This window comes from Bacillus nakamurai (assembly GCF_001584325.1).
In the GTDB taxonomy this organism is placed as follows: Bacteria; Bacillota; Bacilli; order Bacillales; family Bacillaceae; genus Bacillus; species Bacillus nakamurai.
Genome location: NZ_LSAZ01000009.1, coordinates 1 through 20,662 on the forward strand (window position 1 = coordinate 1; position 20,662 = coordinate 20,662).

The window sequence follows — 20,662 nt, forward strand, 5'->3', positions numbered from 1 at the left end:
AGGACGCCGCCAAGCAATCGTAAAGGCAGCTCATTGTGAGCTGTCTTTTTTGTTTTTTTCTGCAACAGAAATTGGTCATTCGATATATAATAATATAAAAATGATCAAAGCTCATTTTGTAAAAGCAGGTTTATGTTTGGGCAAAGTGGAAATAATAGAGATAGAGCGATACAGTTGAAAAATCTTCAGAAACACCTTATAGTTAAGATTAAAGTCAAATATAGTCAAAGTCAATAAAGGAGGGGGTTGAGTGGGACATAATATTTCTGACATCATTGAACAGTACTTAAAGCAAGTATTAGATCAAAATGGCAGGGAAATTTTAGAGATCAAACGCAGTGAAATTGCGGATAAATTTCAGTGTGTTCCTTCCCAAATTAATTATGTCATCAACACCAGATTCACAAGCGAAAGAGGATATATTGTGGAAAGTAAACGGGGAGGCGGCGGTTATATTCGGATTATTAAAGTTAAAATGAATAACGAAGTCGTCCTCATCAATAATATTATTTCGCAGATTCACACCCATTTGTCTCAAGCAGCCTCTGATGACATTATTCTCAGACTGTTAGAGGACGGGGTTATTTCGGAAAGAGAAGCCAAAATGATGGTGAGTGTAATGGATCGCTCAGTTTTATATATTGATCTGCCGGAACGGGATGAACTAAGAGCCAGAATGATGAAAGCAATGCTGACATCTTTAAAACTAAAGTAAGCGGGTGAAAAGATTGATTTGTCAAGAGTGCAATGAGAGACCAGCCACTTTTCACTTTACGAAAGTTGTTAACGGAGAAAAACAAGAAGTGCATATTTGTGAACAATGTGCAAAAGAAAATAGTGATTCATACGGGATAAGTGGAAATCAAGGGTTCTCGATTCATAATTTATTATCAGGACTGCTGAATATGGAGTCTTCATTTCAAAATACAGGCTCCCAAATGTTCAGCTACCCAGAGCACGGTTCAGCTTGTAAAAAGTGCGGTATGACCTTTCAGCAATTGAGAAAAACAGGGCGGTTCGGCTGTGCTGAATGCTATAACACATTCTACAGTCAAATTACTCCGATATTGCGCAAAGTCCACAGCGGGAATACGGTTCATGCCGGGAAAATTCCCAAACGCATAGGCGGGAATCTACATGTGAGACGGCAAATGGAAATGTTGAAAAAGGAACTCGAATCATTGATACACCATGAAGAGTTTGAAAAAGCCGCGCAAGTAAGGGATCAGATCCGTTCATTAGAGCATGCATTAAAAAGCACACACAGTGAGGAGGAACAAGGGTAATGTCGCTCCAGCATTTTATTCAGGACGCATTAAGCAGTTGGATGAAGCAGAAGGGGCCTGAAAGTGACATTGTACTCAGCAGCCGTATACGGTTGGCCCGAAACTTTGAAAATATAAGGTTTCCTGCCCGATATACAAATGAAGAAGCCTCGTCCATTATTCAGCAATTTGAAGAACATTTTTCAGGAAAAGAACTGCCTGATATCGGTAAATTTCTTTTAATCAGAATGAGTGAGGCGCAGCCTTTGGAGAAACGGGTGCTGGTGGAAAAGCATCTCATCAGCCCGCACTTAATCGAATCCCCTTTCGGCGGCTGCCTGCTGTCTGAAAATGAAGAAGTCAGCGTCATGTTAAATGAAGAAGACCACATTAGAATTCAATGCCTCTTCCCCGGCTTTCAGCTTCTCAATGCCATTAAGGCAGCAAACCAGGTTGATGACTGGATTGAGGAGAAAGTAGATTATGCCTTTGGGGAAAAGAGAGGATACTTAACGAGCTGTCCTACAAATGTAGGGACGGGATTAAGGGCTTCGGTCATGATGCATTTGCCTGGGCTTGTATTAACTAGGCAAATGAATCGAATTATACCGGCAATTAACCAATTAGGCTTAGTTGTAAGAGGAATTTACGGTGAAGGCAGCGAAGCATTAGGAAATATCTTTCAAATTTCAAATCAAATCACACTCGGAAAATCAGAACAGGATATTGTCGATGATTTGAACAGTGTGGCTGCCCAACTGATTGAGCAGGAACGGTCTGCCCGAGAAGCACTTTATCAAACCTCTAAGATTGAATTGGAGGATAAGGTATTCAGATCATACGGAGTTTTATCCAACTGCCGGATGATTGAATCGAAGGAAACGGCAAAATGCCTTTCTGACGTTCGGCTGGGGATAGACTTGGGTATCATTAAAGACCTATCCAGCAATATACTTAATGAACTGATGATTTTGACTCAGCCTGGTTTTCTGCAGCTATATTCGGGCGGGGCATTAAGGCCGAACGAAAGAGACGTGAGAAGAGCGGCTCTTATCAGGGAAAGGCTGCATTTAGAAACGAGCGCAAATAGACAGGAGGATGATTCGATATGATGTTTGGAAGATTTACAGAGCGAGCGCAAAAGGTATTGGCATTAGCACAGGAAGAAGCACTTCGCTTAGGTCATAACAATATCGGTACTGAACATATTTTGTTAGGCCTGGTTCGCGAAGGTGAAGGGATTGCGGCAAAAGCGCTCCAAGCACTTGGGCTTGGTTCAGATAAAATACAAAAAGAAGTAGAAAGCTTAATCGGACGGGGACAGGAGATGTCTCAAACGATTCATTATACGCCAAGGGCAAAAAAGGTCATTGAGCTAAGCATGGATGAAGCGAGAAAACTAGGCCATTCTTATGTCGGCACAGAGCATATTCTGCTTGGACTGATTCGTGAAGGTGAAGGCGTGGCAGCAAGGGTTCTGAATAATCTCGGTGTCAGCTTGAACAAGGCAAGACAGCAAGTGCTTCAGCTGCTCGGAAGCAACGAGACGGGATCATCTGCCGCAGGTGCGAACAGCAATGCGAACACTCCGACACTTGACAGCTTAGCGCGTGATTTAACTGCGATTGCAAAAGAAGACAGCCTTGATCCGGTTATCGGGCGCAGCAAAGAGATTCAGCGCGTGATCGAAGTGCTGAGCCGCAGAACGAAAAACAACCCTGTATTGATCGGGGAGCCCGGAGTCGGTAAAACAGCGATTGCTGAAGGACTTGCGCAGCAAATCATTAATAACGAAGTTCCGGAAATTTTACGCGATAAACGCGTGATGACCTTAGATATGGGAACAGTTGTAGCCGGTACGAAATACCGCGGCGAGTTTGAAGACCGCTTGAAAAAGGTGATGGATGAAATACGCCAGGCCGGCAATATTATTTTATTCATTGACGAACTCCACACGCTGATCGGAGCGGGAGGAGCAGAAGGTGCGATAGATGCGTCAAATATCTTAAAACCTTCGCTGGCACGCGGAGAGCTTCAGTGCATCGGCGCGACAACGCTTGATGAATATCGCAAATACATCGAGAAAGATGCCGCTTTAGAGCGCCGATTCCAGCCGATCCAAGTTGATCAGCCATCAGTGGACGAAAGCATTCAAATCTTGAAAGGCCTGCGTGACCGTTATGAAGCGCACCACCGCGTGTCTATTACAGATGAAGCGATTGAAGCGGCGGTCAAATTGTCAGACCGTTATATTTCAGACCGCTTCCTCCCGGATAAAGCAATCGATTTAATTGATGAAGCAGGTTCGAAAGTGCGTCTCCGTTCCTTCACAACGCCGCCGAACTTAAAAGAGCTTGAACAGAAGCTTGATGAAGTACGCAAAGAGAAAGATGCTGCCGTACAAAGCCAAGAGTTTGAAAAAGCCGCTTCGCTTCGTGATACTGAGCAGCGTCTGAGAGAACAAGTGGAAGATACGAAGAAGACATGGAAAGAAAAACAAGGCCAGGAAAACTCCGAAGTATCTGTTGAAGATATCGCAATGGTTGTGTCAAGTTGGACCGGTGTACCGGTTTCTAAAATTGCGCAAACGGAAACAGATAAGCTTCTGAATATGGAAAATATTCTTCATTCCCGCGTCATTGGCCAAGATGAAGCCGTTGTAGCGGTTGCGAAAGCTGTCAGACGCGCCAGAGCGGGGCTGAAAGATCCGAAGCGCCCGATTGGTTCATTTATCTTCTTAGGCCCTACAGGGGTAGGTAAGACAGAGCTGGCGAGAGCTCTGGCGGAATCGATTTTCGGTGATGAGGAAGCGATGATCAGAGTTGATATGTCCGAATACATGGAGAAACACTCGACTTCACGCCTTGTCGGTTCTCCTCCGGGATATGTCGGTTATGATGAAGGCGGTCAGCTGACAGAAAAAGTGAGAAGAAAACCTTACTCTGTCGTACTGCTTGATGAAATTGAAAAAGCGCATCCTGATGTTTTCAATATTCTTCTGCAAGTGCTTGAAGACGGACGTCTGACTGATTCAAAAGGACGCACCGTTGATTTCCGCAATACGATTCTCATTATGACTTCAAACGTCGGGGCGAGTGAGCTGAAACGCAATAAATACGTCGGCTTTAACGTCCAGGATGAGACGCAAAACCATAAAGACATGAAAGACAAAGTCATGGGAGAACTGAAGCGCGCCTTCAGACCGGAGTTTATCAACCGGATCGATGAAATCATCGTCTTCCATTCTCTTGAGAAAAAACATCTTATAGATATTGTGTCACTTATGTCTGACCAGTTAACAAAACGCTTGAAAGAACAAGATCTCTCTATTGAGCTGACGGAGGCTGCGAAAGCCAAAATAGCAGATGAGGGCGTCGATTTGGAATACGGCGCACGTCCGTTAAGAAGAGCGATTCAAAAGCATGTAGAGGACCGTTTATCAGAAGAGCTGCTCAGAGGTAATATTGATAAAGGCCAACACATCGTTCTTGATGTTGAGGATGGCGAATTTGTCGTAAAAACGACTGCTAAAACGAACTAATATAGTGACAAACATGAGGCATACAGTAAGCAAGTGTATGCCTCACTTTGTTATATAGAGAAATATTTGATAAGGAAGAGGTTTTACATCATATATGGCTAAATCAAAAACTAAATTCATCTGCCATTCATGCGGTTATGAGTCCGCAAAATGGATGGGAAAGTGCCCCGGCTGCGGAGCTTGGAATACAATGGTCGAAGAGACCATTAAAAAAGCGCCGGCGAATCGGCGGGCAGCCTTCTCACACTCAGTTCAAACCGTACAAAAACCATCACCCATTACATCAATCGAAACATCTGAAGAACCCCGTGTTCAAACCAAGCTTGGCGAATTCAACAGAGTGCTTGGCGGCGGCGTTGTGAAAGGGTCGCTTGTGTTAATCGGCGGCGATCCCGGGATCGGAAAATCAACGCTCCTTCTTCAAGTATCTGCTCAGTTAGCAGACACAGCTGGCAGCGTGCTTTACATTTCAGGTGAAGAATCTGTGAAACAAACGAAGCTTCGCGCTGACAGGCTTGGGATCAACAGCCAATTGTTACATGTTTTATCTGAAACCGATATGGAGTATATTTCGTCTGCTATACAAGAGATGAAACCTGCATTTGTTGTCGTTGATTCCATTCAAACCGTTTATCAAAGCGATATTACGTCAGCTCCCGGAAGCGTATCACAAGTAAGAGAGTGTACCGCTGAATTGATGAAAATCGCGAAGACAAACAGCATACCCATTTTTATCGTGGGCCATGTCACAAAAGAAGGATCTATCGCAGGACCGAGATTGCTTGAGCACATGGTTGATACCGTTCTATACTTTGAAGGAGAACGTCATCATACATTCCGTATTTTGCGGGCTGTCAAAAACCGTTTCGGTTCAACAAATGAAATGGGCATCTTTGAAATGCGGGAAGAGGGGCTTACGGAAGTTCTGAACCCTTCTGAAATTTTCTTGGAAGAGCGTTCTGCCGGGGCTTCCGGTTCCAGTATCGTAGCGTCTATGGAAGGAACGAGACCGATTTTGGTCGAAATCCAGGCGCTGATTTCACCGACCAGTTTTGGAAACCCGCGCCGCATGGCTACAGGGATTGATCATAACAGGGTGTCCCTATTAATGGCTGTGCTGGAGAAAAGAGTGGGTCTCCTGCTTCAAAATCAAGATGCATACTTAAAAGTCGCCGGCGGCGTGAAACTGGATGAACCGGCGATTGACTTGGCCGTGGCCGTCAGCATCGCTTCCAGTTTTAGAGACACACCGCCGAATCCTGCAGATTGCTTTATCGGTGAAGTAGGTCTGACAGGAGAAGTCCGCAGGGTATCAAGAATTGAACAGCGCGTAAAAGAAGCGGCCAAGCTGGGCTTCAAACGCATGGTGATACCTGAGGCGAATGTAGATGGATGGACAAAACCAAAAGGGATTGAGGTTGTCGGAGTAGCAAATGTTGCCGAAGCGCTTCGTACTTCATTAGGAGGATCATAATAGATGGAAAAAGAGAAAAAAGGGGCGAAACAAGAGCTCGACCTGTCTGCAATCTTGCAGTTTGTTGCACCGGGAACACCGCTCAGAGCCGGGATAGAAAATGTTCTGCGGGCAAACACAGGCGGCCTGATTGTTGTCGGATACAACGATAAAGTAAAAGAAGTAGTGGATGGCGGCTTTCATATTAATACATCATTCGCGCCCGCTCATTTATACGAGCTGGCCAAAATGGACGGAGCCATTATTTTAAGCGATTCCGGTCAGAAAATCCTGTATGCGAATACGCAGCTTATGCCGGAGGCGACGATTTCTTCTTCAGAAACAGGAATGAGGCACCGTACGGCGGAGCGTGTAGCAAAGCAGACGGGCTGTCTGGTCATCGCGATCTCTGAACGCAGAAACGTCATCACGCTATATCAGGAAAGCATGAAGTATACATTAAAGGATATCGGTTTCATCTTAACAAAAGCAAATCAAGCCATTCAAACGCTTGAGAAGTATAAAACCATTTTAGACAAAACGATCACGGCTTTAAACGCTTTAGAATTCGAGGAGCTTGTGACGTTCAGTGACGTGCTGTCTGTCATGCACCGTTATGAAATGGTGCTCCGTATTAAAAATGAAATCAATATGTATATTAAAGAGCTGGGAACGGAAGGCCATTTAATCCGCTTGCAGTTGATTGAGCTGATTACAGATATGGAGGAAGAAGCGGCTCTCTTCATTAAGGATTATGTCAAAGAAAAAATTAAGGACCCATTCGTCCTTTTAAAAGAGCTTCAGGATATGTCCAGCTACGATCTGCTTGATGATTCCATTTTGTTTAAGCTGCTCGGATATCCGGCCTCTACTAATCTCGATGACTATGTGCTGCCTAGAGGGTACAGGCTGCTGAATAAAATACCGCGTCTGCCGATGCCGATTGTAGAAAATGTGGTAGAGGCGTTCGGATTTCTGCCTAGTATTACGGAAGCCAGCGTGGAAGAGCTGGATGATGTGGAGGGTATAGGCGAGGTGCGGGCCAAAAAAATCAAAAAGGGCTTAAAACGTCTGCAAGAGAAACATTATATCGACAGACAGCTTTGAGTGAGTTTCGGTTAAACCTGTTTGGATACGGGTATATTATTGTTAGTTTTTGTTTATTCTGATATTTGTAGGCTTCGACAGCCTTCATAAAAAAAGTTTCTTAAAAGGAGGTGGAGGTATGTTAAAACGAATAGTTCAGGCGTTCTTCATTATTGTTGGCGGCGTTGTTGGTATCTTTTTAATACCTGAATTGTTTGTACTGTCAAATATACAGGACATACCTTTAATAACAAACGCATATACGTCTGCGGCAATTGGTGCTATCATCTTTTTTCTCATCAGTATATGGACGACGGAATATGTGATTAATTGGGTAAAATGGATTGAAGACTCTTTGCTGAGAGCCCCTGTGCCGGATCTGTTATTTGGAAGTCTCGGATTGGTTTTTGGACTTATCATTGCATTTCTCATTGTAAACGTGATTCCGCTTGACAATATTCCGTACCGCATATTTAGCACCAGCATACCGGTCTTTTTGGCTTTCTTTCTCGGTTATTTAGGCTTCCAGGTCGGATTTAAGAAAAAGGATGAGCTAATTACCCTATTCTCCATTTCTTCAAGAATGCAGAAGAAAAAGGGGACTGCCGACGAGGAGCAGGAGGAACAGGAGAAAAGGCTGAAAATCTTGGATACAAGTGTTATTATTGATGGGAGAATTGCAGATATTTGCCAGACAGGCTTTTTAGAAGGAGTCATTGTCATTCCTCAGTTTGTGCTTGAGGAATTACAGCATATCGCCGATTCTTCAGATGTATTAAAACGAAATAGAGGACGCCGCGGCCTCGATATTTTGAATCGTATTCAAAAAGAGCTGGATATTACGGTCGAAATATATGAGGGTGACTTCGAAGACATTCAAGAGGTTGACAGCAAGCTTGTCAAACTTGCGAAGCTGACATCCGGCGTCGTTGTGACGAATGATTTTAACTTAAATAAAGTATGTGAGCTTCAGAAGGTGGCAGTACTGAATATTAATGACCTTGCAAACGCGGTGAAGCCGGTTGTGCTTCCGGGTGAAGAGATGAACGTGCAAGTGATTAAGGACGGGAAAGAGCATAATCAAGGCGTGGCTTACTTAGATGACGGAACGATGATTGTTGTTGAAGAGGGCCGCAATTATATTGGGAAGCATATTGATGTGCTCGTAACCAGCGTACTGCAGACAGCGGCTGGACGAATGATTTTTGCCAAGCCTAAGCTGCTGGAGAAGGCTCTTTAGAGGGAGAAAATGATGGAGTATGTAGTAGTCATCCCGGCCGCCGGACAAGGGAAACGGATGAAGGCTGGGAAAAATAAGCTATTGATCAGCTTAAAAGGAACGCCCGTTATCATTCACACATTACGGGTATTTGAAAGCCACAGCCCATGTAAGAAAATCATTTTGGCGATAAATGAGAGTGAACGTGAAGATTTTCAGCATCTGCTTGCTCAGTTTCCGATCCGAACGGAGATTGAGCTTGTCGCTGGGGGGCAAGAGCGTCAGCACAGTGTATACGAAGGGCTGAAAGCGATTGATAGGGAGTCTGTCGTCCTTGTTCATGACGGGGCGCGCCCGTTTGTCAGACATGAACATATTGATAAGCTCGTTGAAACAGCAGAGCAGACGGGAGCGGCTGTCCTGGCTGTTCCTGTGAAAGACACGATAAAGCGGATTGAAGGCTCCCAAGTGGCGGAGACCTTTGACCGTTCAAGCTTGTGGGCCGTCCAAACGCCGCAAGCTTTTCGTCTTTCTTTATTAAAGAAGGCGCATAAAGAAGCAGAAAGCAGAGGGTTTTTAGGTACGGATGACGCCAGCCTTGTCGAGCGGCTTGACGGCTGTTCGGTGCATGTCGTGGAAGGCGCCTATACCAATATAAAGCTGACAACGCCTGATGATCTAATATCAGCGGAAGCAATCATGAAAGCGGAAAGTGGGAATCATAATGTTTAGAATCGGACAAGGATTTGACGTGCATCAGTTAACGGAAGGCCGCCCTCTTATCATCGGCGGGATTGAAATTCCTTATGAAAAAGGGCTGCTCGGACATTCCGATGCTGATGTTTTGCTGCATACAGTAGCTGACGCGTGTCTCGGAGCTGTAGGCGAAGGGGACATCGGAAAGCATTTCCCGGATACTGATCCGGCGTTTAAGGATGCAGATTCATTTAAGCTGCTTCAGCATGTCTGGAACATTGTAAAAGAAAAAGGCTATGTACTCGGAAATGTAGACTGCACGATTATTGCGCAAAAGCCGAAAATGGCCCCGTATATTGATGATATGAGAATGAGAATAGCAGAAGGCCTTGAGGCAGACGTCTCTCAGATTAACGTAAAAGCAACGACAACAGAAAAGCTCGGGTTTACAGGCAGAGCCGAGGGAATTGCGGCGCAGGCGACTGTACTGATCCAAAAAGCCTGATCATTGCTTTGATGCCCGGTCTATTTGGTGGTAGAATAGATACATATATTCGGCTTGAGGCTACAGACGAGATGAAAGGAAGTATTTGAATATGGGAAATGAAGTACGCGTTCGTTATGCACCGAGTCCGACCGGACATTTGCATATCGGTAACGCCAGAACAGCGCTTTTTAACTATTTATTTGCCCGCAGCCAAGGCGGGAAATTTATTATCCGGATTGAGGATACCGACAAAAAGCGGAATATTGAAGGCGGAGAGCAAAGCCAGCTTAATTACTTAAAATGGCTTGGCATGGACTGGGATGAGAGTGTGGATGTCGGCGGAGAATACGGCCCGTACCGCCAGTCTGAGCGTAACGATATTTACAAAGTATACTATGAAGAGCTTCTTGAAAAGGGGCTTGCTTATAAATGTTTCTGTACGGAAGAAGAGCTTGAGAAAGAGCGTGAAGAACAAATTGCACGCGGAGAAATGCCGCGCTACTCCGGCAAACACAGAAACCTGACGCAAGAAGAACAGGAGAAGTTTTTAGCCGAAGGCAGACAGCCGAGCATCCGTTTCCGTGTGCCTGAAGGGAAAATCATTGCTTTTGACGATATCGTAAAAGGCGAGATCTCTTTTGAATCAGACGGCATCGGCGACTTTGTCATCGTTAAGAAAGACGGGACACCGACGTATAACTTTGCCGTAGCGATCGATGATTACTTAATGAAAATGACGCATGTGCTCCGCGGTGAGGACCATATTTCAAATACACCGAAACAGATTATGATCTTCCAGGCTTTCGGCTGGGATATTCCTGTCTTCGGCCATATGACGCTTATCGTGAACGAAAGCCGCAAAAAACTAAGTAAACGTGATGAATCAATCATTCAGTTTATTGAGCAGTATGAAGAGCTGGGCTACCTGCCTGAAGCGCTGTTTAACTTCATCGGCCTTCTCGGCTGGTCGCCTGTCGGTGAAGAAGAACTTTTCACTAAGGAACAATTTATTGAAATTTTTGATGTGAATCGTTTATCTAAGTCACCGGCTCTGTTTGATATGCATAAACTGAAATGGGTCAACAACCAATACGTAAAAGCGCTGGATCTTGATCAAGTTGTCGAGCTTACGCTTCCGCACTTGCAAAAGGCCGGTAAAGTCGGCACTGAGCTTTCTGCAAAAGAGCAGGAGTGGGTGCGCAAGTTAATTTCTCTTTATCATGAACAATTAAGCTACGGCGCTGAAATTGTCGAGCTGACAGATTTGTTCTTTAAGGAAGAGATCGAGTATAATCAAGAGGCAAAGGCTGTTCTGGAAGAAGAACAGGTTCCTGAAGTGCTCAGCGTATTTGCTGCGAAGCTGGAAGAGCTTGAAGAATTTACGCCGGAGCAGATCAAAGCCTCAATTAAAGCAGTGCAGAAAGAAACAGGGCACAAAGGCAAAAAGCTGTTCATGCCGATTCGTGTTGCGGTTACAGGTCAGACCCACGGTCCGGAGCTGCCGCAGGCAATTGAGCTGATCGGCAGAGAAACTGCTGTGAAACGCCTGAAAAGCATTTAATATACGATTGTTGACAGGGAAGAGTATAAAACAAATGACCATTACAGAAAGAATCTTCATCGGCTGAGAGAGATTCATGTGTCTTGTTTTAGAAGTGCGCCCTTAAGACCTTTAAAGAACATTTCTGCGGAAATCAGTATTTAAAGGCGGCCGCCGCCGTTATCGGCTGAGTTGGGAAAACAGCCATTTGTTTTTCAAACAGAGTGGAACCGCGCGGTGAAAGCGTCTCTGTCATGTTTACATGCAGAGGCGTTTTTTAATTAGCTGAAAAAGGATGACTGGTGCGGGGAGAGAATGGGGGGAAGCATGTGTTTTTTAAAATGCTTAAAGAAGACATAGACACAGTGTTCGATCAAGATCCTGCAGCAAGAAGCTATTTCGAAGTCATTTTAACTTATTCTGGTTTACATGCTATATGGGCGCATCGGATTGCACATGCTTTATATAAAAGGAGATTTTATTTCCTTGCACGCCTTATATCACAAATTGCCCGTTTCTTTACCGGTATTGAAATCCACCCCGGCGCGACCATCGGGAGAAAATTCTTCATTGATCACGGCATGGGCGTAGTCATTGGGGAAACTTGTGAAATCGGTGATAATGTCACGGTTTTCCAAGGTGTCACTCTCGGGGGAACGGGAAAAGAAAAGGGGAAGCGGCATCCGACCATTAAAAACGACGCTTTAATCGCAACGGGAGCAAAGGTGCTCGGCTCCATTACTGTCGGCCAAGGCTCTAAAATAGGCGCTGGCTCCGTTGTCCTGCGTGATGTGCCCGACTATTCAACCGTCGTCGGCATACCGGGAAAGGTCGTCATTCAAAATGGAAGAAAGATTAAGCGCGACCTCAATCATCAAGACCTGCCCGATCCGGTGGCTGACCGATTTAAAGCATTGGAGCAGCAGATTCTTGAACTGCAGGCTGAACTGGAAGATAAAAAAGAAAGGATAAACCAAAAATGACCATTACACTTTATAATACATTGACAAGGAAAAAGGAAACGTTTGTACCCCTTGAGGAGGGCAAAGTGAAAATGTATGTGTGCGGCCCGACTGTATACAACTATATTCACATTGGAAATGCCCGTCCGGCTATTGTGTACGATACGGTCCGCAACTATTTGGAATACAAAGGGTATGACGTTCAATATGTATCAAATTTCACCGATGTTGATGACAAACTGATCAAGGCCGCAAATGAACTCGGTGAGGATGTCCCGACCGTTTCTGAGCGGTTCATTAAAGCCTACTTTGAAGATGTAGGCGCGCTTGGATGCCGAAAAGCTGATCTTCATCCGCGGGTCATGGAGAATATGGATGTCATTATTGATTTTATCAGTGAGCTGATGAAAAAAGGCTACGCCTATGAATCAGAAGGCGACGTTTATTTCAAAACAAGAGCGTTTGAGGGCTACGGAAAGCTTTCTCAGCAATCAATAGATGAGCTCAGATCAGGCGCCCGTATCCGGGTAGGCGAGAAAAAAGAGGACGCCTTGGACTTTGCGCTGTGGAAGGCTGCCAAAGACGGGGAAATTTCATGGGATAGCCCTTGGGGAAAAGGACGCCCGGGCTGGCATATCGAATGCTCTGCAATGGTGAAGAAGTATTTAGGCGACGAAATAGATATTCATGCCGGCGGGCAGGATCTCACATTCCCTCACCATGAAAATGAAATTGCCCAATCTGAAGCATTAACAGGCAAGACATTCGCAAAATACTGGCTTCACAATGGCTATATCAATATAGATAATGAAAAAATGTCAAAATCGCTCGGGAACTTTGTGCTGGTGCACGATATCATTAAGAAATATGATCCGCAGCTGCTGAGATTTTTCATGCTGTCCGTGCATTACCGCCATCCGATCAACTATTCGGAAGAGCTGCTTGAAAAAACGAAAAACGCGTTTAACCGCCTGAAGACGGCTTACAGCAATTTAAACCATCGTTTGAACAGCAGCACGAATCTGACTGAAAATGATGATGAGTGGCTCGCTAAAATCGAAGAACACCGCACCGCATTTGAAGAAGCGATGGATGATGATTTTAATACGGCAAATGCGATCTCCGTTTGGTTCGATTTAGCGAAGCATGCCAATTACTACTTGCAGGAAGACCATACGGCTGATCATGTCATCAAAGCCTTTATCGAAATGTTCGACAGAATCGGCTCTGTACTGGGGCTTACGCTGGGCGAAGAAGAACTTGTCGACCAAGAGATTGAAGACTTGATTGAGAAGAGAAATGAAGCCCGCCGCAATCGCGACTTTGCTTTATCAGACCAGATCCGCGATCAGCTGAAAAGCATGAATATCATTCTTGAAGATACGGCTCAGGGAACTCGCTGGAAGCGGGGAGAGTAAGCGGATGCTTCAATTTGATCAAGTCAAAGATTCAAAGCAGTTAAACGGTCTTGCGCTTGCTTATATGGGTGATGCCATTTTTGAAATATACGTCAGGCATCACCTGCTTAAGCAGGGCTATACGAAGCCGAATGACCTTCATAAGAAGGCAAGCCGGATTGTATCGGCAAAATCCCAGGCGGATATTCTTTTTCATCTTCAAGAGGAATCCTTTTTTACGGAGGAAGAGGAAGCCGTACTGAGAAGGGGCAGAAATGCCAAATCGGGAACAACCCCTAAAAACACAGATGTACAGACGTACCGCTATAGCACGGCTTTTGAGGCTTTACTCGGATATCTTTTTCTTGAGAAAAAAGAAGAAAGACTGAATCAGCTGATTGCTGAAGCTATACAAGCCGGGACGTCAGGGAGGAAAACAAATGAGTCAGCAACATGATTACGTCATAGGAAAAAATGCGGTTATCGAGACATTAAAGTCAGACCGGAAGCTATATAAATTATGGATGGCCGAGAACACAGTAAAAGGACAAGCCCAGCAAGTCATTGAGCTTGCGAAAAAACAAGGCATCACCATCCAATTTGTACCGAGAAAAAAGCTCGACCAGATGGTGGAGGGACAGCATCAGGGGGTCGTCGCACAGGTGGCGGCATATGAGTATGCAGAATTAGACGATTTATATAAAAGAGCGGAAGAAAGAAATGAACAGCCTTTCTTTCTCATATTGGATGAACTGGAAGACCCTCATAATCTCGGCTCCATTATGAGAACGGCTGACGCGGTGGGCGCGCACGGCATCGTCATACCGAAACGCAGAGCAGTCGGGCTGACGGCGACGGTCGCAAAAGCGTCAACGGGAGCCATTGAGCATATCCCGGTCGTTAAGGTCACAAACCTTGCCCGGACGCTCGATGAAATGAAGGAGCGGGGCATTTGGGTAGTCGGAACAGATGCGTCCGCGCGGGAGGATTACCGCACAATGGACGGCAAGATGCCTCTGGCCTTAGTCATTGGCAGCGAGGGCAAAGGAATGGGCCGTCTTGTAAAAGAAAAATGCGATTTCCTCATCAAACTTCCGATGGCGGGAAAAGTAACATCTCTGAATGCGTCGGTAGCGGCCGGCCTTTTGATGTATGAAGTCTACAGGAAACGCAAACCTCTAGGGGAATAAAGACAGATGGACATCCTATTAGTAGACGGATACAACATGATAGGAGCCTGGCCGCAGCTAAAGGATTTAAAAGCGAACAGTTTTGAAGAAGCGAGAGATGTACTGATTCAGAAAATGGCAGAATATCAGTCATATACAGGAATCAAAGTCATTGTTGTTTTTGATGCGCATCTTGTAAAAGGGATAGAGAAAAAGCAAACCAATTACAGGGTCGAAGTCATTTTTACAAGGGAGAACGAGACGGCGGATGAGCGGATCGAAAAGCTCGCCCAAGCGCTGAATAACATTGCGACACAGATTCACGTCGCCACCTCTGATTACACCGAGCAATGGGCGATTTTCGGACAAGGGGCCCTCCGAAAGTCCGCCCGGGAGCTGTTGCGGGAAGTGGATGCCATTGAACGCCGCATTCAAAGGCGGGTTTCTAAAATCACTTCCGAAAAACCCCCGGGTAAAATTGAGCTGTCCGAAGAGGTTTTGAAAACGTTTGAAAAGTGGCGGCGGGGCGACCTGGATTAGGTTGACGCTTTTTCGCCCATTAATGTATAATATTTCTATCTACGTGCGCCGGGGGGATCGCAGTGAATCTACAGAACAACAAGGGAAAATTCAACAAAGTGCAGTTTTGCCAGTTGGAGGACGAGCAGGTTATTGAAAAGGTTCATGTTGGGGATAGTGATGCGTTAGATTACTTGATTACGAAGTACCGTAATTTTGTACGGGCAAAAGCCAGATCCTATTTTTTAATAGGGGCGGACAGGGAAGATATTGTACAGGAAGGGATGATAGGCTTATATAAGTCTATACGTGACTTTAGAGAGGACAAGCTTACTTCATTTAAAGCTTTTGCAGAATTGTGCATTACCCGCCAGATTATTACCGCAATAAAGACAGCTACTCGCCAGAAACACATTCCTTTAAATTCCTATGTCTCTTTAGACAAGCCTATTTTTGATGAAGAATCAGACCGCACGCTGCTTGACGTCATTTCGGGCGCAAAAACGTTAAATCCTGAAGAAATGATTATTAATCAAGAAGAATTTGATGATATTGAAATGAAAATGGGAGAATTGTTAAGCGATCTAGAGAGAAAGGTGCTTGTTTTGTATCTTGACGGAAGAAGTTACCAAGAGATTTCAGATGACTTAAACCGGCACGTAAAATCAATCGATAATGCGCTGCAGCGCGTGAAGCGCAAGCTTGAGAAGTATTTAGAAATAAGAGAAATCAGTTTATAGCTGGTTTCTATGTGATATTGACAGAATTTTTCTGTCTGTGATATTTTATTAAGATAAATGAATGTCTATTTAGGAAAAGGTGTAACGACATGAGAAAAAAGATTACGCTGGCATGCAAAACATGCGGAAATCGTAATTATACGACAATGAAAAGCTCTGCATCAGCGGCTGAGCGGTTAGAAGTTAAGAAGTACTGCAGCACTTGCAATTCACATACAGCTCATTTAGAAACAAAATAGTGTTCTCGCTTTTTAAATTGTGGAGGTCTTTTACATGCGTATGATGAGTTTCTTTAAAGATGTTGGGAAAGAAATGAAAAAGGTTAGCTGGCCTAAAGGTAAAGAGTTAACGCGTTATACGATCACGGTTATTTCAACAGTTATCTTTTTTATTATCTTTTTTGCCCTCCTTGATACAGGAATTTCTCAATTAATTCGTTTAATAGTTGAATAATGATCAGCAATACGTGCTATAATAGATCATAATATCGTTTGCCAAAACCCGTTCAGCGGGTTTTTTATTGTGTTGAAAAAAAGGATTCATAGGCTCTGTGCCTATTTTTTGTTTTACACTCATTTTTTAAATGCGGGGAGGGAAGGACTGCATAGTCCTGATAGAATGGAAAAGAATTGGTATGTTGTTCATACGTATTCCGGTTATGAAAACAAAGTAAAAGCAAACCTTGAAAAACGTGTGGAATCGATGGGAATGCAGGATAAAATTTTCCGCGTAGTCGTTCCTGAAGAAGAAGAAACGGATATTAAGAACGGTAAGAAAAAAGTAGTTAAAAAGAAAGTATTCCCCGGCTACGTGCTTGTTGAAATCGTCATGACCGATGATTCATGGTATGTGGTCCGCAATACGCCGGGCGTTACCGGATTCGTCGGATCAGCTGGATCAGGCTCAAAGCCGACTCCTCTTCTGCCGGGCGAAGTGGAAACCATTTTGAAACGGATGGGAATGGATGAACGAAAAACCGACATTGATTTTGAATTGAAAGAGACAGTCAAAGTCATAGACGGACCATTTGCCAACTTTACCGGATCTATCGAAGAGATTGATTATGATAAGAGCAAAGTGAAGGTATTTGTGAACATGTTCGGCCGGGAAACGCCGGTTGAACTGGAATTTACCCAGATCGACAAATTGTAATGTGAAAAAACTTGAAATTGATATACATTAATGATAATATAGCAAAGGTACGTCTTGGACTAATCCAAGGCAGCTAGCTTGATATTTCGTCATTCATATAAAGAATGAAACCTTGAGTGGGAGGGTTTACCCTATTACCACATCACGGACTTAAGGAGGTGTGTCTCGTGGCTAAAAAAGTAGTAAAAGTTGTAAAATTGCAAATTCCTGCTGGAAAAGCTAACCCAGCGCCGCCAGTTGGACCTGCACTAGGTCAAGCCGGTGTAAATATCATGGGATTCTGTAAGGAGTTTAACGCTCGTACAGCTGACCAAGCTGGTTTAATCATTCCTGTTGAAATTTCGGTTTACGAAGACCGTTCATTTACATTTATTACAAAAACTCCGCCTGCTGCAGTATTGCTTAAAAAAGCAGCTGGAATTGAGTCTGGTTCTGGTGAACCAAACCGTAATAAAGTGGCAACCGTTAAGCGCGATAAAGTACGCGAAATCGCTGAAACGAAAATGCCTGACTTAAACGCAGCAAACGTTGAAGCGGCAATGCGCATGGTTGAAGGTACTGCCCGCAGTATGGGTATTGTTATCGAGGATTAATTTGTTTCTTGTCGGGTTGCGAGTTTTCACAAGTTCGCAACCCTTATTCGTGGGAGGTTATTCCGCTATAACCACATAAGGAGGAAATTTTAAAATGGCTAAAAAAGGTAAAAAGTACGTTGAAGCTGCGAAGCTTGTAGACCGTGCGAAAGCTTACGACGTCGCTGAAGCAGTGGCGCTTACTAAAAAAACGAATACAGCTAAATTCGACGCTACAGTTGAAGTTGCATTTCGTTTAGGGGTTGACCCTCGTAAAAACGACCAACAAATCCGCGGAGCTGTAGTTCTTCCTAACGGAACTGGTAAAACTCAGCGCGTGCTTGTATTCGCTAAAGGCGAAAAAGCAAAAGAAGCTGAAGCTGCCGGTGCAGATTACGTTGGCGATTCTGATTACATCACGAAAATCCAACAAGGATGGTTCGATTTTGATGTAATCGTTGCGACTCCTGACATGATGGGTGAAGTCGGTAAAATCGGACGTGTGCTTGGACCAAAAGGTCTTATGCCAAACCCTAAAACAGGAACTGTTACTTTTGAAGTGGAAAAAGCAATCGGCGAAATCAAAGCTGGTAAAGTTGAATACCGCGTTGATAAAGCAGGAAACATCCACGTTCCAATCGGAAAAGTTTCTTTCGAGGATGAAAAACTTGTTGAGAACTTCACAACAATGTATGAAACAATCCTGAAAGCAAAACCGGCTGCGGCTAAAGGTGTTTACGTGAAAAACGTTGCTGTTACTTCTACTATGGGCCCTGGTGTCAAAGTAGACGCTTCTACTTTCAACGTAAAATAATATTTGACTTTACATCAGCATTCTGATATGATTCAAAATGTTGTAAAATATAATATGTCATTTATACCGTAGACAGCAGGGGCCGTTAAAGGCTTAATATCCTGCCGAGGTGTATATATATCACAGCTATTACGTTACGTATGCTTGTATATACAGCCTCCATGTCACATGGAGGCTTTTTATATGGAATCGTCGTCACAGTCGTGATCACCTAGCGGTATAAGTGTTACACAAAATCTACAGGAGGTGTAACCATGAGCAGCGCAATTGAAACAAAAAAAGTTGTTGTTGAAGAGATTGCTTCTAAACTGAAAGAAAGCAAATCAACGATCATCGTTGACTACCGCGGACTTAACGTTTCTGAAGTAACTGAACTCCGTAAACAGCTTCGCGAAGCTAACGTTGAGTTCAAAGTGTACAAAAACACAATGACTCGCCGTGCGGTTGAACAAGCTGAACTTGATGGTTTGAACGATGTCTTAACTGGACCGAATGCGATCGCATTCAGTACTGAAGATGTTGTCGCTCCGGCAAAAGTTCTTAACGAGTTTGCGAAAAAACACGAAGCTCTTGAAATCAAAGCGGGCGTTATCGAAGGTAAAGTTTCTTCTGTTGAAGAAGTGAAAGCTCTTGCTGAACTTCCATCACGCGAAGGCTTGCTTTCTATGTTGCTTAGCGTACTTCAAGCTCCAGTTCGCAACCTTGCTCTTGCAGCTAAAGCAGTTGCAGATCAAAAGGAAGAACAAGGCGCTTAATCTGATTTGTATCTAAAATAAAAACAAATGGAGGAATTACAAATGGCTTTAAATATCGAAGAAATCATTGCTTCCGTTAAAGAAGCAACTGTACTTGAATTGAACGACCTAGTAAAAGCAATCGAAGAAGAATTTGGCGTAACTGCTGCTGCTCCTGTAGCTGTAGCTGGCGGAGCTGCTGCTGGCGGAGCTGCTGAAGAGCAAAGCGAATTCGACCTCATCCTTGCTGGTGCAGGCGGACAAAAAATCAAAGTTATCAAAGTTGTACGTGAAATCACTGGTCTTGGCTTGAAAGAAGCTAAAGAACTTGTTGACAACACTCCAAAACCACTTAAAGAAGGTATTGCGAAAGAAGAAGCTGAAGAGCTTAAAGCTAAACTTGAAGAAGTTGGCGCTTCTGTAGAAGTTAAGTAATCTTCACTTGCCTGTAGGGGAAGCTCGCTTTTATGAGGCGGGCTTTTTCTTTGCTTTTCTTTAAGCGAAATGATATGAGGAGGTTCTAATAATGAGTGAACACTATTATTCAGAAAAACCTTCAGTTAAAAGCAATAAGCAAACATGGTCATTTACACTGCGGAATAAAACGTATACATTCACAAGTGACAGCGGCGTTTTCTCGAAAAAGGAAGTTGATTTCGGATCTCGTGTCTTAATTGAAGCGTTCCAAGAGCCGGAAACGGATGGCGACTTTCTGGATGTAGGGTGCGGTTACGGCCCGATCGGTTTATCGCTTGCAGGTGAATTTACAGACCGGACAATCCACATGGTTGATGTGAATGAAAGAGCCGTAGAGCTATCAAATGAAAATGCAGAAAAAAACGAAATAAAAAACGTACGTATTTACCAAAGTGATTTATTTTCAAATATTGATTCTGCTCAAACATTTGCTTCTATTATTACAAACCCCCCAATCCGCGCCGGAAAAAAAGTTGTCCATGCCATTTTTGAAAAAAGCGCTGAACATTTAAGGACTTCAGGTGAGTTGTGGATCGTCATACAGAAAAAACAGGGCGGGCCTTCTGCCATTGAAAAACTGAAGGAACTTTTTGACGAAGTTTCTGTCGTTCAAAAAAAGAAAGGCTATTATATCATAAAAGCAAAAAAAGTTTGACTTGAATTTTTGGCTATGTTAATATTGTAAAATGCCAATGTATATATTTTGCATGATATGCTGAGTAATCATAGTGCATGTATAAATTATACAAACATGGAAATGCTAATAAAATCGGTATTTGTTTTTGGATGTGGTTTTCTTAATTAGAAACCCTTTTTTCTTTTGTCTTGTAAAAGTATTT

The 20,662-nt window shown here is 43.9% G+C and carries 24 protein-coding genes and 2 other annotated features; all 24 genes read left to right on the forward strand.

All coding sequences use genetic code 11. The features are described from left to right. Window positions 1–250 precede the first annotated feature (250 nt). The 24 genes from ctsR to AXI59_RS05805 all read left to right on the forward strand — a co-directional run bounded on the left by ctsR (window position 251) and on the right by AXI59_RS05805 (window position 20,478). Window positions 251–715: a transcriptional regulator CtsR gene (gene ctsR / locus AXI59_RS05690; RefSeq protein WP_061521311.1), complete on the forward strand. Its 465-nt coding sequence runs from the start codon at window positions 251–253 to the stop codon at window positions 713–715. Between the two features lie 13 nt (window positions 716–728). Beyond that, entirely contained in the window at window positions 729–1,286 is a 558-nt protein-coding gene (locus AXI59_RS05695; protein ID WP_061527639.1) for a protein-arginine kinase activator protein McsA, read from the forward strand. Continuing rightward, window positions 1,286–2,377, forward strand: coding sequence for a protein-arginine kinase McsB (locus AXI59_RS05700; RefSeq protein WP_061527640.1), 1,092 nt, complete (start codon window positions 1,286–1,288; stop codon window positions 2,375–2,377). Before AXI59_RS05695 ends, AXI59_RS05700 begins: the two co-directional genes overlap by 1 nt. Next, on the forward strand, window positions 2,374–4,806 hold the full coding sequence (gene clpC, locus AXI59_RS05705) for an ATP-dependent protease ATP-binding subunit ClpC (protein ID WP_061521308.1): 2,433 nt from the start codon (window positions 2,374–2,376) through the stop codon (window positions 4,804–4,806). Before AXI59_RS05700 ends, clpC begins: the two co-directional genes overlap by 4 nt. Before the next feature lie 94 nt (window positions 4,807–4,900). Next, window positions 4,901–6,280, forward strand: a complete 1,380-nt coding sequence (radA, locus tag AXI59_RS05710; protein ID WP_061521307.1) for a DNA repair protein RadA — start codon at window positions 4,901–4,903, stop codon at window positions 6,278–6,280. 3 nt (window positions 6,281–6,283) lie between these two features. Further along, window positions 6,284–7,366: a DNA integrity scanning diadenylate cyclase DisA gene (gene disA / locus AXI59_RS05715; protein ID WP_061521306.1), complete on the forward strand. Its 1,083-nt coding sequence runs from the start codon at window positions 6,284–6,286 to the stop codon at window positions 7,364–7,366. 118 nt (window positions 7,367–7,484) lie between these two features. Further along, on the forward strand, window positions 7,485–8,585 hold the full coding sequence (locus tag AXI59_RS05720) for a PIN/TRAM domain-containing protein (RefSeq protein ID WP_061521305.1): 1,101 nt from the start codon (window positions 7,485–7,487) through the stop codon (window positions 8,583–8,585). Window positions 8,586–8,597: 12 nt separating this feature from the next. Beyond that, on the forward strand, window positions 8,598–9,296 hold the full coding sequence (gene ispD / locus AXI59_RS05725) for a 2-C-methyl-D-erythritol 4-phosphate cytidylyltransferase (RefSeq protein ID WP_061521304.1): 699 nt from the start codon (window positions 8,598–8,600) through the stop codon (window positions 9,294–9,296). Continuing rightward, window positions 9,289–9,765, forward strand: a complete 477-nt coding sequence (gene ispF, locus AXI59_RS05730; protein WP_061521303.1) for a 2-C-methyl-D-erythritol 2,4-cyclodiphosphate synthase — start codon at window positions 9,289–9,291, stop codon at window positions 9,763–9,765. The genes ispD and ispF overlap by 8 nt, the downstream gene beginning before the upstream one ends. A gap of 91 nt (window positions 9,766–9,856) precedes the next feature. After that, the gene (gene gltX, locus AXI59_RS05735; RefSeq protein ID WP_061521302.1) at window positions 9,857–11,308 is read left to right on the forward strand and encodes a glutamate--tRNA ligase; all 1,452 of its coding nucleotides are present in this window, start codon (window positions 9,857–9,859) and stop codon (window positions 11,306–11,308) included. A 1-nt stretch (window position 11,309) separates the two neighbouring features. Beyond that, window positions 11,310–11,541, forward strand: a binding site (T-box leader). A 75-nt stretch (window positions 11,542–11,616) separates the two neighbouring features. Then, window positions 11,617–12,270 (forward strand): serine O-acetyltransferase, encoded by a 654-nt coding sequence (gene cysE, locus AXI59_RS05740; RefSeq protein ID WP_061521301.1) that lies wholly within the window; start codon window positions 11,617–11,619, stop codon window positions 12,268–12,270. Next, window positions 12,267–13,667 (forward strand): cysteine--tRNA ligase, encoded by a 1,401-nt coding sequence (gene cysS / locus AXI59_RS05745; protein WP_061527641.1) that lies wholly within the window; start codon window positions 12,267–12,269, stop codon window positions 13,665–13,667. The genes cysE and cysS overlap by 4 nt, the downstream gene beginning before the upstream one ends. Before the next feature lie 4 nt (window positions 13,668–13,671). Continuing rightward, window positions 13,672–14,103 (forward strand): Mini-ribonuclease 3, encoded by a 432-nt coding sequence (locus tag AXI59_RS05750; RefSeq protein ID WP_061521299.1) that lies wholly within the window; start codon window positions 13,672–13,674, stop codon window positions 14,101–14,103. After that, entirely contained in the window at window positions 14,087–14,836 is a 750-nt protein-coding gene (gene rlmB / locus AXI59_RS05755) for a 23S rRNA (guanosine(2251)-2'-O)-methyltransferase RlmB (protein ID WP_061527642.1), read from the forward strand. Before AXI59_RS05750 ends, rlmB begins: the two co-directional genes overlap by 17 nt. 6 nt (window positions 14,837–14,842) lie before the next feature. Beyond that, window positions 14,843–15,355 carry a ribosome-dependent mRNA decay endonuclease Rae1/YacP gene (gene rae1, locus AXI59_RS05760; protein ID WP_061527643.1) on the forward strand — a complete coding sequence of 171 codons (513 nt, stop codon included), beginning with the start codon at window positions 14,843–14,845 and terminating at the stop codon, window positions 15,353–15,355. A gap of 62 nt (window positions 15,356–15,417) precedes the next feature. Beyond that, the gene (gene sigH, locus AXI59_RS05765) at window positions 15,418–16,074 is read left to right on the forward strand and encodes an RNA polymerase sporulation sigma factor SigH (protein ID WP_061521296.1); all 657 of its coding nucleotides are present in this window, start codon (window positions 15,418–15,420) and stop codon (window positions 16,072–16,074) included. Window positions 16,075–16,163: 89 nt separating this feature from the next. Beyond that, window positions 16,164–16,313, forward strand: a complete 150-nt coding sequence (gene rpmG, locus AXI59_RS05770; protein ID WP_003156421.1) for a 50S ribosomal protein L33 — start codon at window positions 16,164–16,166, stop codon at window positions 16,311–16,313. 34 nt (window positions 16,314–16,347) lie between these two features. Continuing rightward, complete coding sequence (secE, locus tag AXI59_RS05775) at window positions 16,348–16,527, forward strand: preprotein translocase subunit SecE (protein ID WP_061521295.1); 180 nt, start codon at window positions 16,348–16,350, stop codon at window positions 16,525–16,527. Between the two features lie 165 nt (window positions 16,528–16,692). After that, the gene (nusG, locus tag AXI59_RS05780; protein WP_061527644.1) at window positions 16,693–17,226 is read left to right on the forward strand and encodes a transcription termination/antitermination protein NusG; all 534 of its coding nucleotides are present in this window, start codon (window positions 16,693–16,695) and stop codon (window positions 17,224–17,226) included. Window positions 17,227–17,393: 167 nt separating this feature from the next. Beyond that, on the forward strand, window positions 17,394–17,819 hold the full coding sequence (rplK, locus tag AXI59_RS05785) for a 50S ribosomal protein L11 (protein WP_156476233.1): 426 nt from the start codon (window positions 17,394–17,396) through the stop codon (window positions 17,817–17,819). Between the two features lie 94 nt (window positions 17,820–17,913). Further along, complete coding sequence (rplA, locus tag AXI59_RS05790) at window positions 17,914–18,612, forward strand: 50S ribosomal protein L1 (RefSeq protein WP_061521294.1); 699 nt, start codon at window positions 17,914–17,916, stop codon at window positions 18,610–18,612. A gap of 48 nt (window positions 18,613–18,660) precedes the next feature. Continuing rightward, window positions 18,661–18,803 (forward strand) — a sequence feature (ribosomal protein L10 leader region). A gap of 63 nt (window positions 18,804–18,866) precedes the next feature. Continuing rightward, window positions 18,867–19,367: a 50S ribosomal protein L10 gene (gene rplJ / locus AXI59_RS05795; protein WP_061521293.1), complete on the forward strand. Its 501-nt coding sequence runs from the start codon at window positions 18,867–18,869 to the stop codon at window positions 19,365–19,367. Window positions 19,368–19,409: 42 nt separating this feature from the next. Continuing rightward, complete coding sequence (rplL, locus tag AXI59_RS05800) at window positions 19,410–19,781, forward strand: 50S ribosomal protein L7/L12 (RefSeq protein WP_061521292.1); 372 nt, start codon at window positions 19,410–19,412, stop codon at window positions 19,779–19,781. Between the two features lie 91 nt (window positions 19,782–19,872). Then, window positions 19,873–20,478, forward strand: a complete 606-nt coding sequence (locus tag AXI59_RS05805; RefSeq protein ID WP_061521291.1) for a class I SAM-dependent methyltransferase — start codon at window positions 19,873–19,875, stop codon at window positions 20,476–20,478. Window positions 20,479–20,662 lie beyond the last annotated feature (184 nt).

Excerpts from the sequence above, each read along its gene's own strand:
- AXI59_RS05700 (WP_061527640.1), top strand. The coding sequence starts at position 1,286 with ATGTCGCTCCAGCATTTTATTCAGGACGCATTAAGCAGTTGGATGAAG.
- clpC (WP_061521308.1), top strand. The coding sequence starts at position 2,374 with ATGATGTTTGGAAGATTTACAGAGCGAGCGCAAAAGGTATTGGCATTA.
- radA (WP_061521307.1), top strand. The coding sequence starts at position 4,901 with ATGGCTAAATCAAAAACTAAATTCATCTGCCATTCATGCGGTTATGAG.
- disA (WP_061521306.1), top strand. The coding sequence starts at position 6,284 with ATGGAAAAAGAGAAAAAAGGGGCGAAACAAGAGCTCGACCTGTCTGCA.
- AXI59_RS05720 (WP_061521305.1), top strand. The coding sequence starts at position 7,485 with ATGTTAAAACGAATAGTTCAGGCGTTCTTCATTATTGTTGGCGGCGTT.
- ispD (WP_061521304.1), top strand. The coding sequence starts at position 8,598 with ATGGAGTATGTAGTAGTCATCCCGGCCGCCGGACAAGGGAAACGGATG.
- ispF (WP_061521303.1), top strand. The coding sequence starts at position 9,289 with ATGTTTAGAATCGGACAAGGATTTGACGTGCATCAGTTAACGGAAGGC.
- gltX (WP_061521302.1), top strand. The coding sequence starts at position 9,857 with ATGGGAAATGAAGTACGCGTTCGTTATGCACCGAGTCCGACCGGACAT.
- cysS (WP_061527641.1), top strand. The coding sequence starts at position 12,267 with ATGACCATTACACTTTATAATACATTGACAAGGAAAAAGGAAACGTTT.
- AXI59_RS05750 (WP_061521299.1), top strand. The coding sequence starts at position 13,672 with ATGCTTCAATTTGATCAAGTCAAAGATTCAAAGCAGTTAAACGGTCTT.
- rlmB (WP_061527642.1), top strand. The coding sequence starts at position 14,087 with ATGAGTCAGCAACATGATTACGTCATAGGAAAAAATGCGGTTATCGAG.
- rae1 (WP_061527643.1), top strand. The coding sequence starts at position 14,843 with ATGGACATCCTATTAGTAGACGGATACAACATGATAGGAGCCTGGCCG.
- rpmG (WP_003156421.1), top strand. The coding sequence starts at position 16,164 with ATGAGAAAAAAGATTACGCTGGCATGCAAAACATGCGGAAATCGTAAT.
- secE (WP_061521295.1), top strand. The coding sequence starts at position 16,348 with ATGCGTATGATGAGTTTCTTTAAAGATGTTGGGAAAGAAATGAAAAAG.
- nusG (WP_061527644.1), top strand. The coding sequence starts at position 16,693 with ATGGAAAAGAATTGGTATGTTGTTCATACGTATTCCGGTTATGAAAAC.
- rplA (WP_061521294.1), top strand. The coding sequence starts at position 17,914 with ATGGCTAAAAAAGGTAAAAAGTACGTTGAAGCTGCGAAGCTTGTAGAC.
- rplJ (WP_061521293.1), top strand. The coding sequence starts at position 18,867 with ATGAGCAGCGCAATTGAAACAAAAAAAGTTGTTGTTGAAGAGATTGCT.
- rplL (WP_061521292.1), top strand. The coding sequence starts at position 19,410 with ATGGCTTTAAATATCGAAGAAATCATTGCTTCCGTTAAAGAAGCAACT.
- AXI59_RS05805 (WP_061521291.1), top strand. The coding sequence starts at position 19,873 with ATGAGTGAACACTATTATTCAGAAAAACCTTCAGTTAAAAGCAATAAG.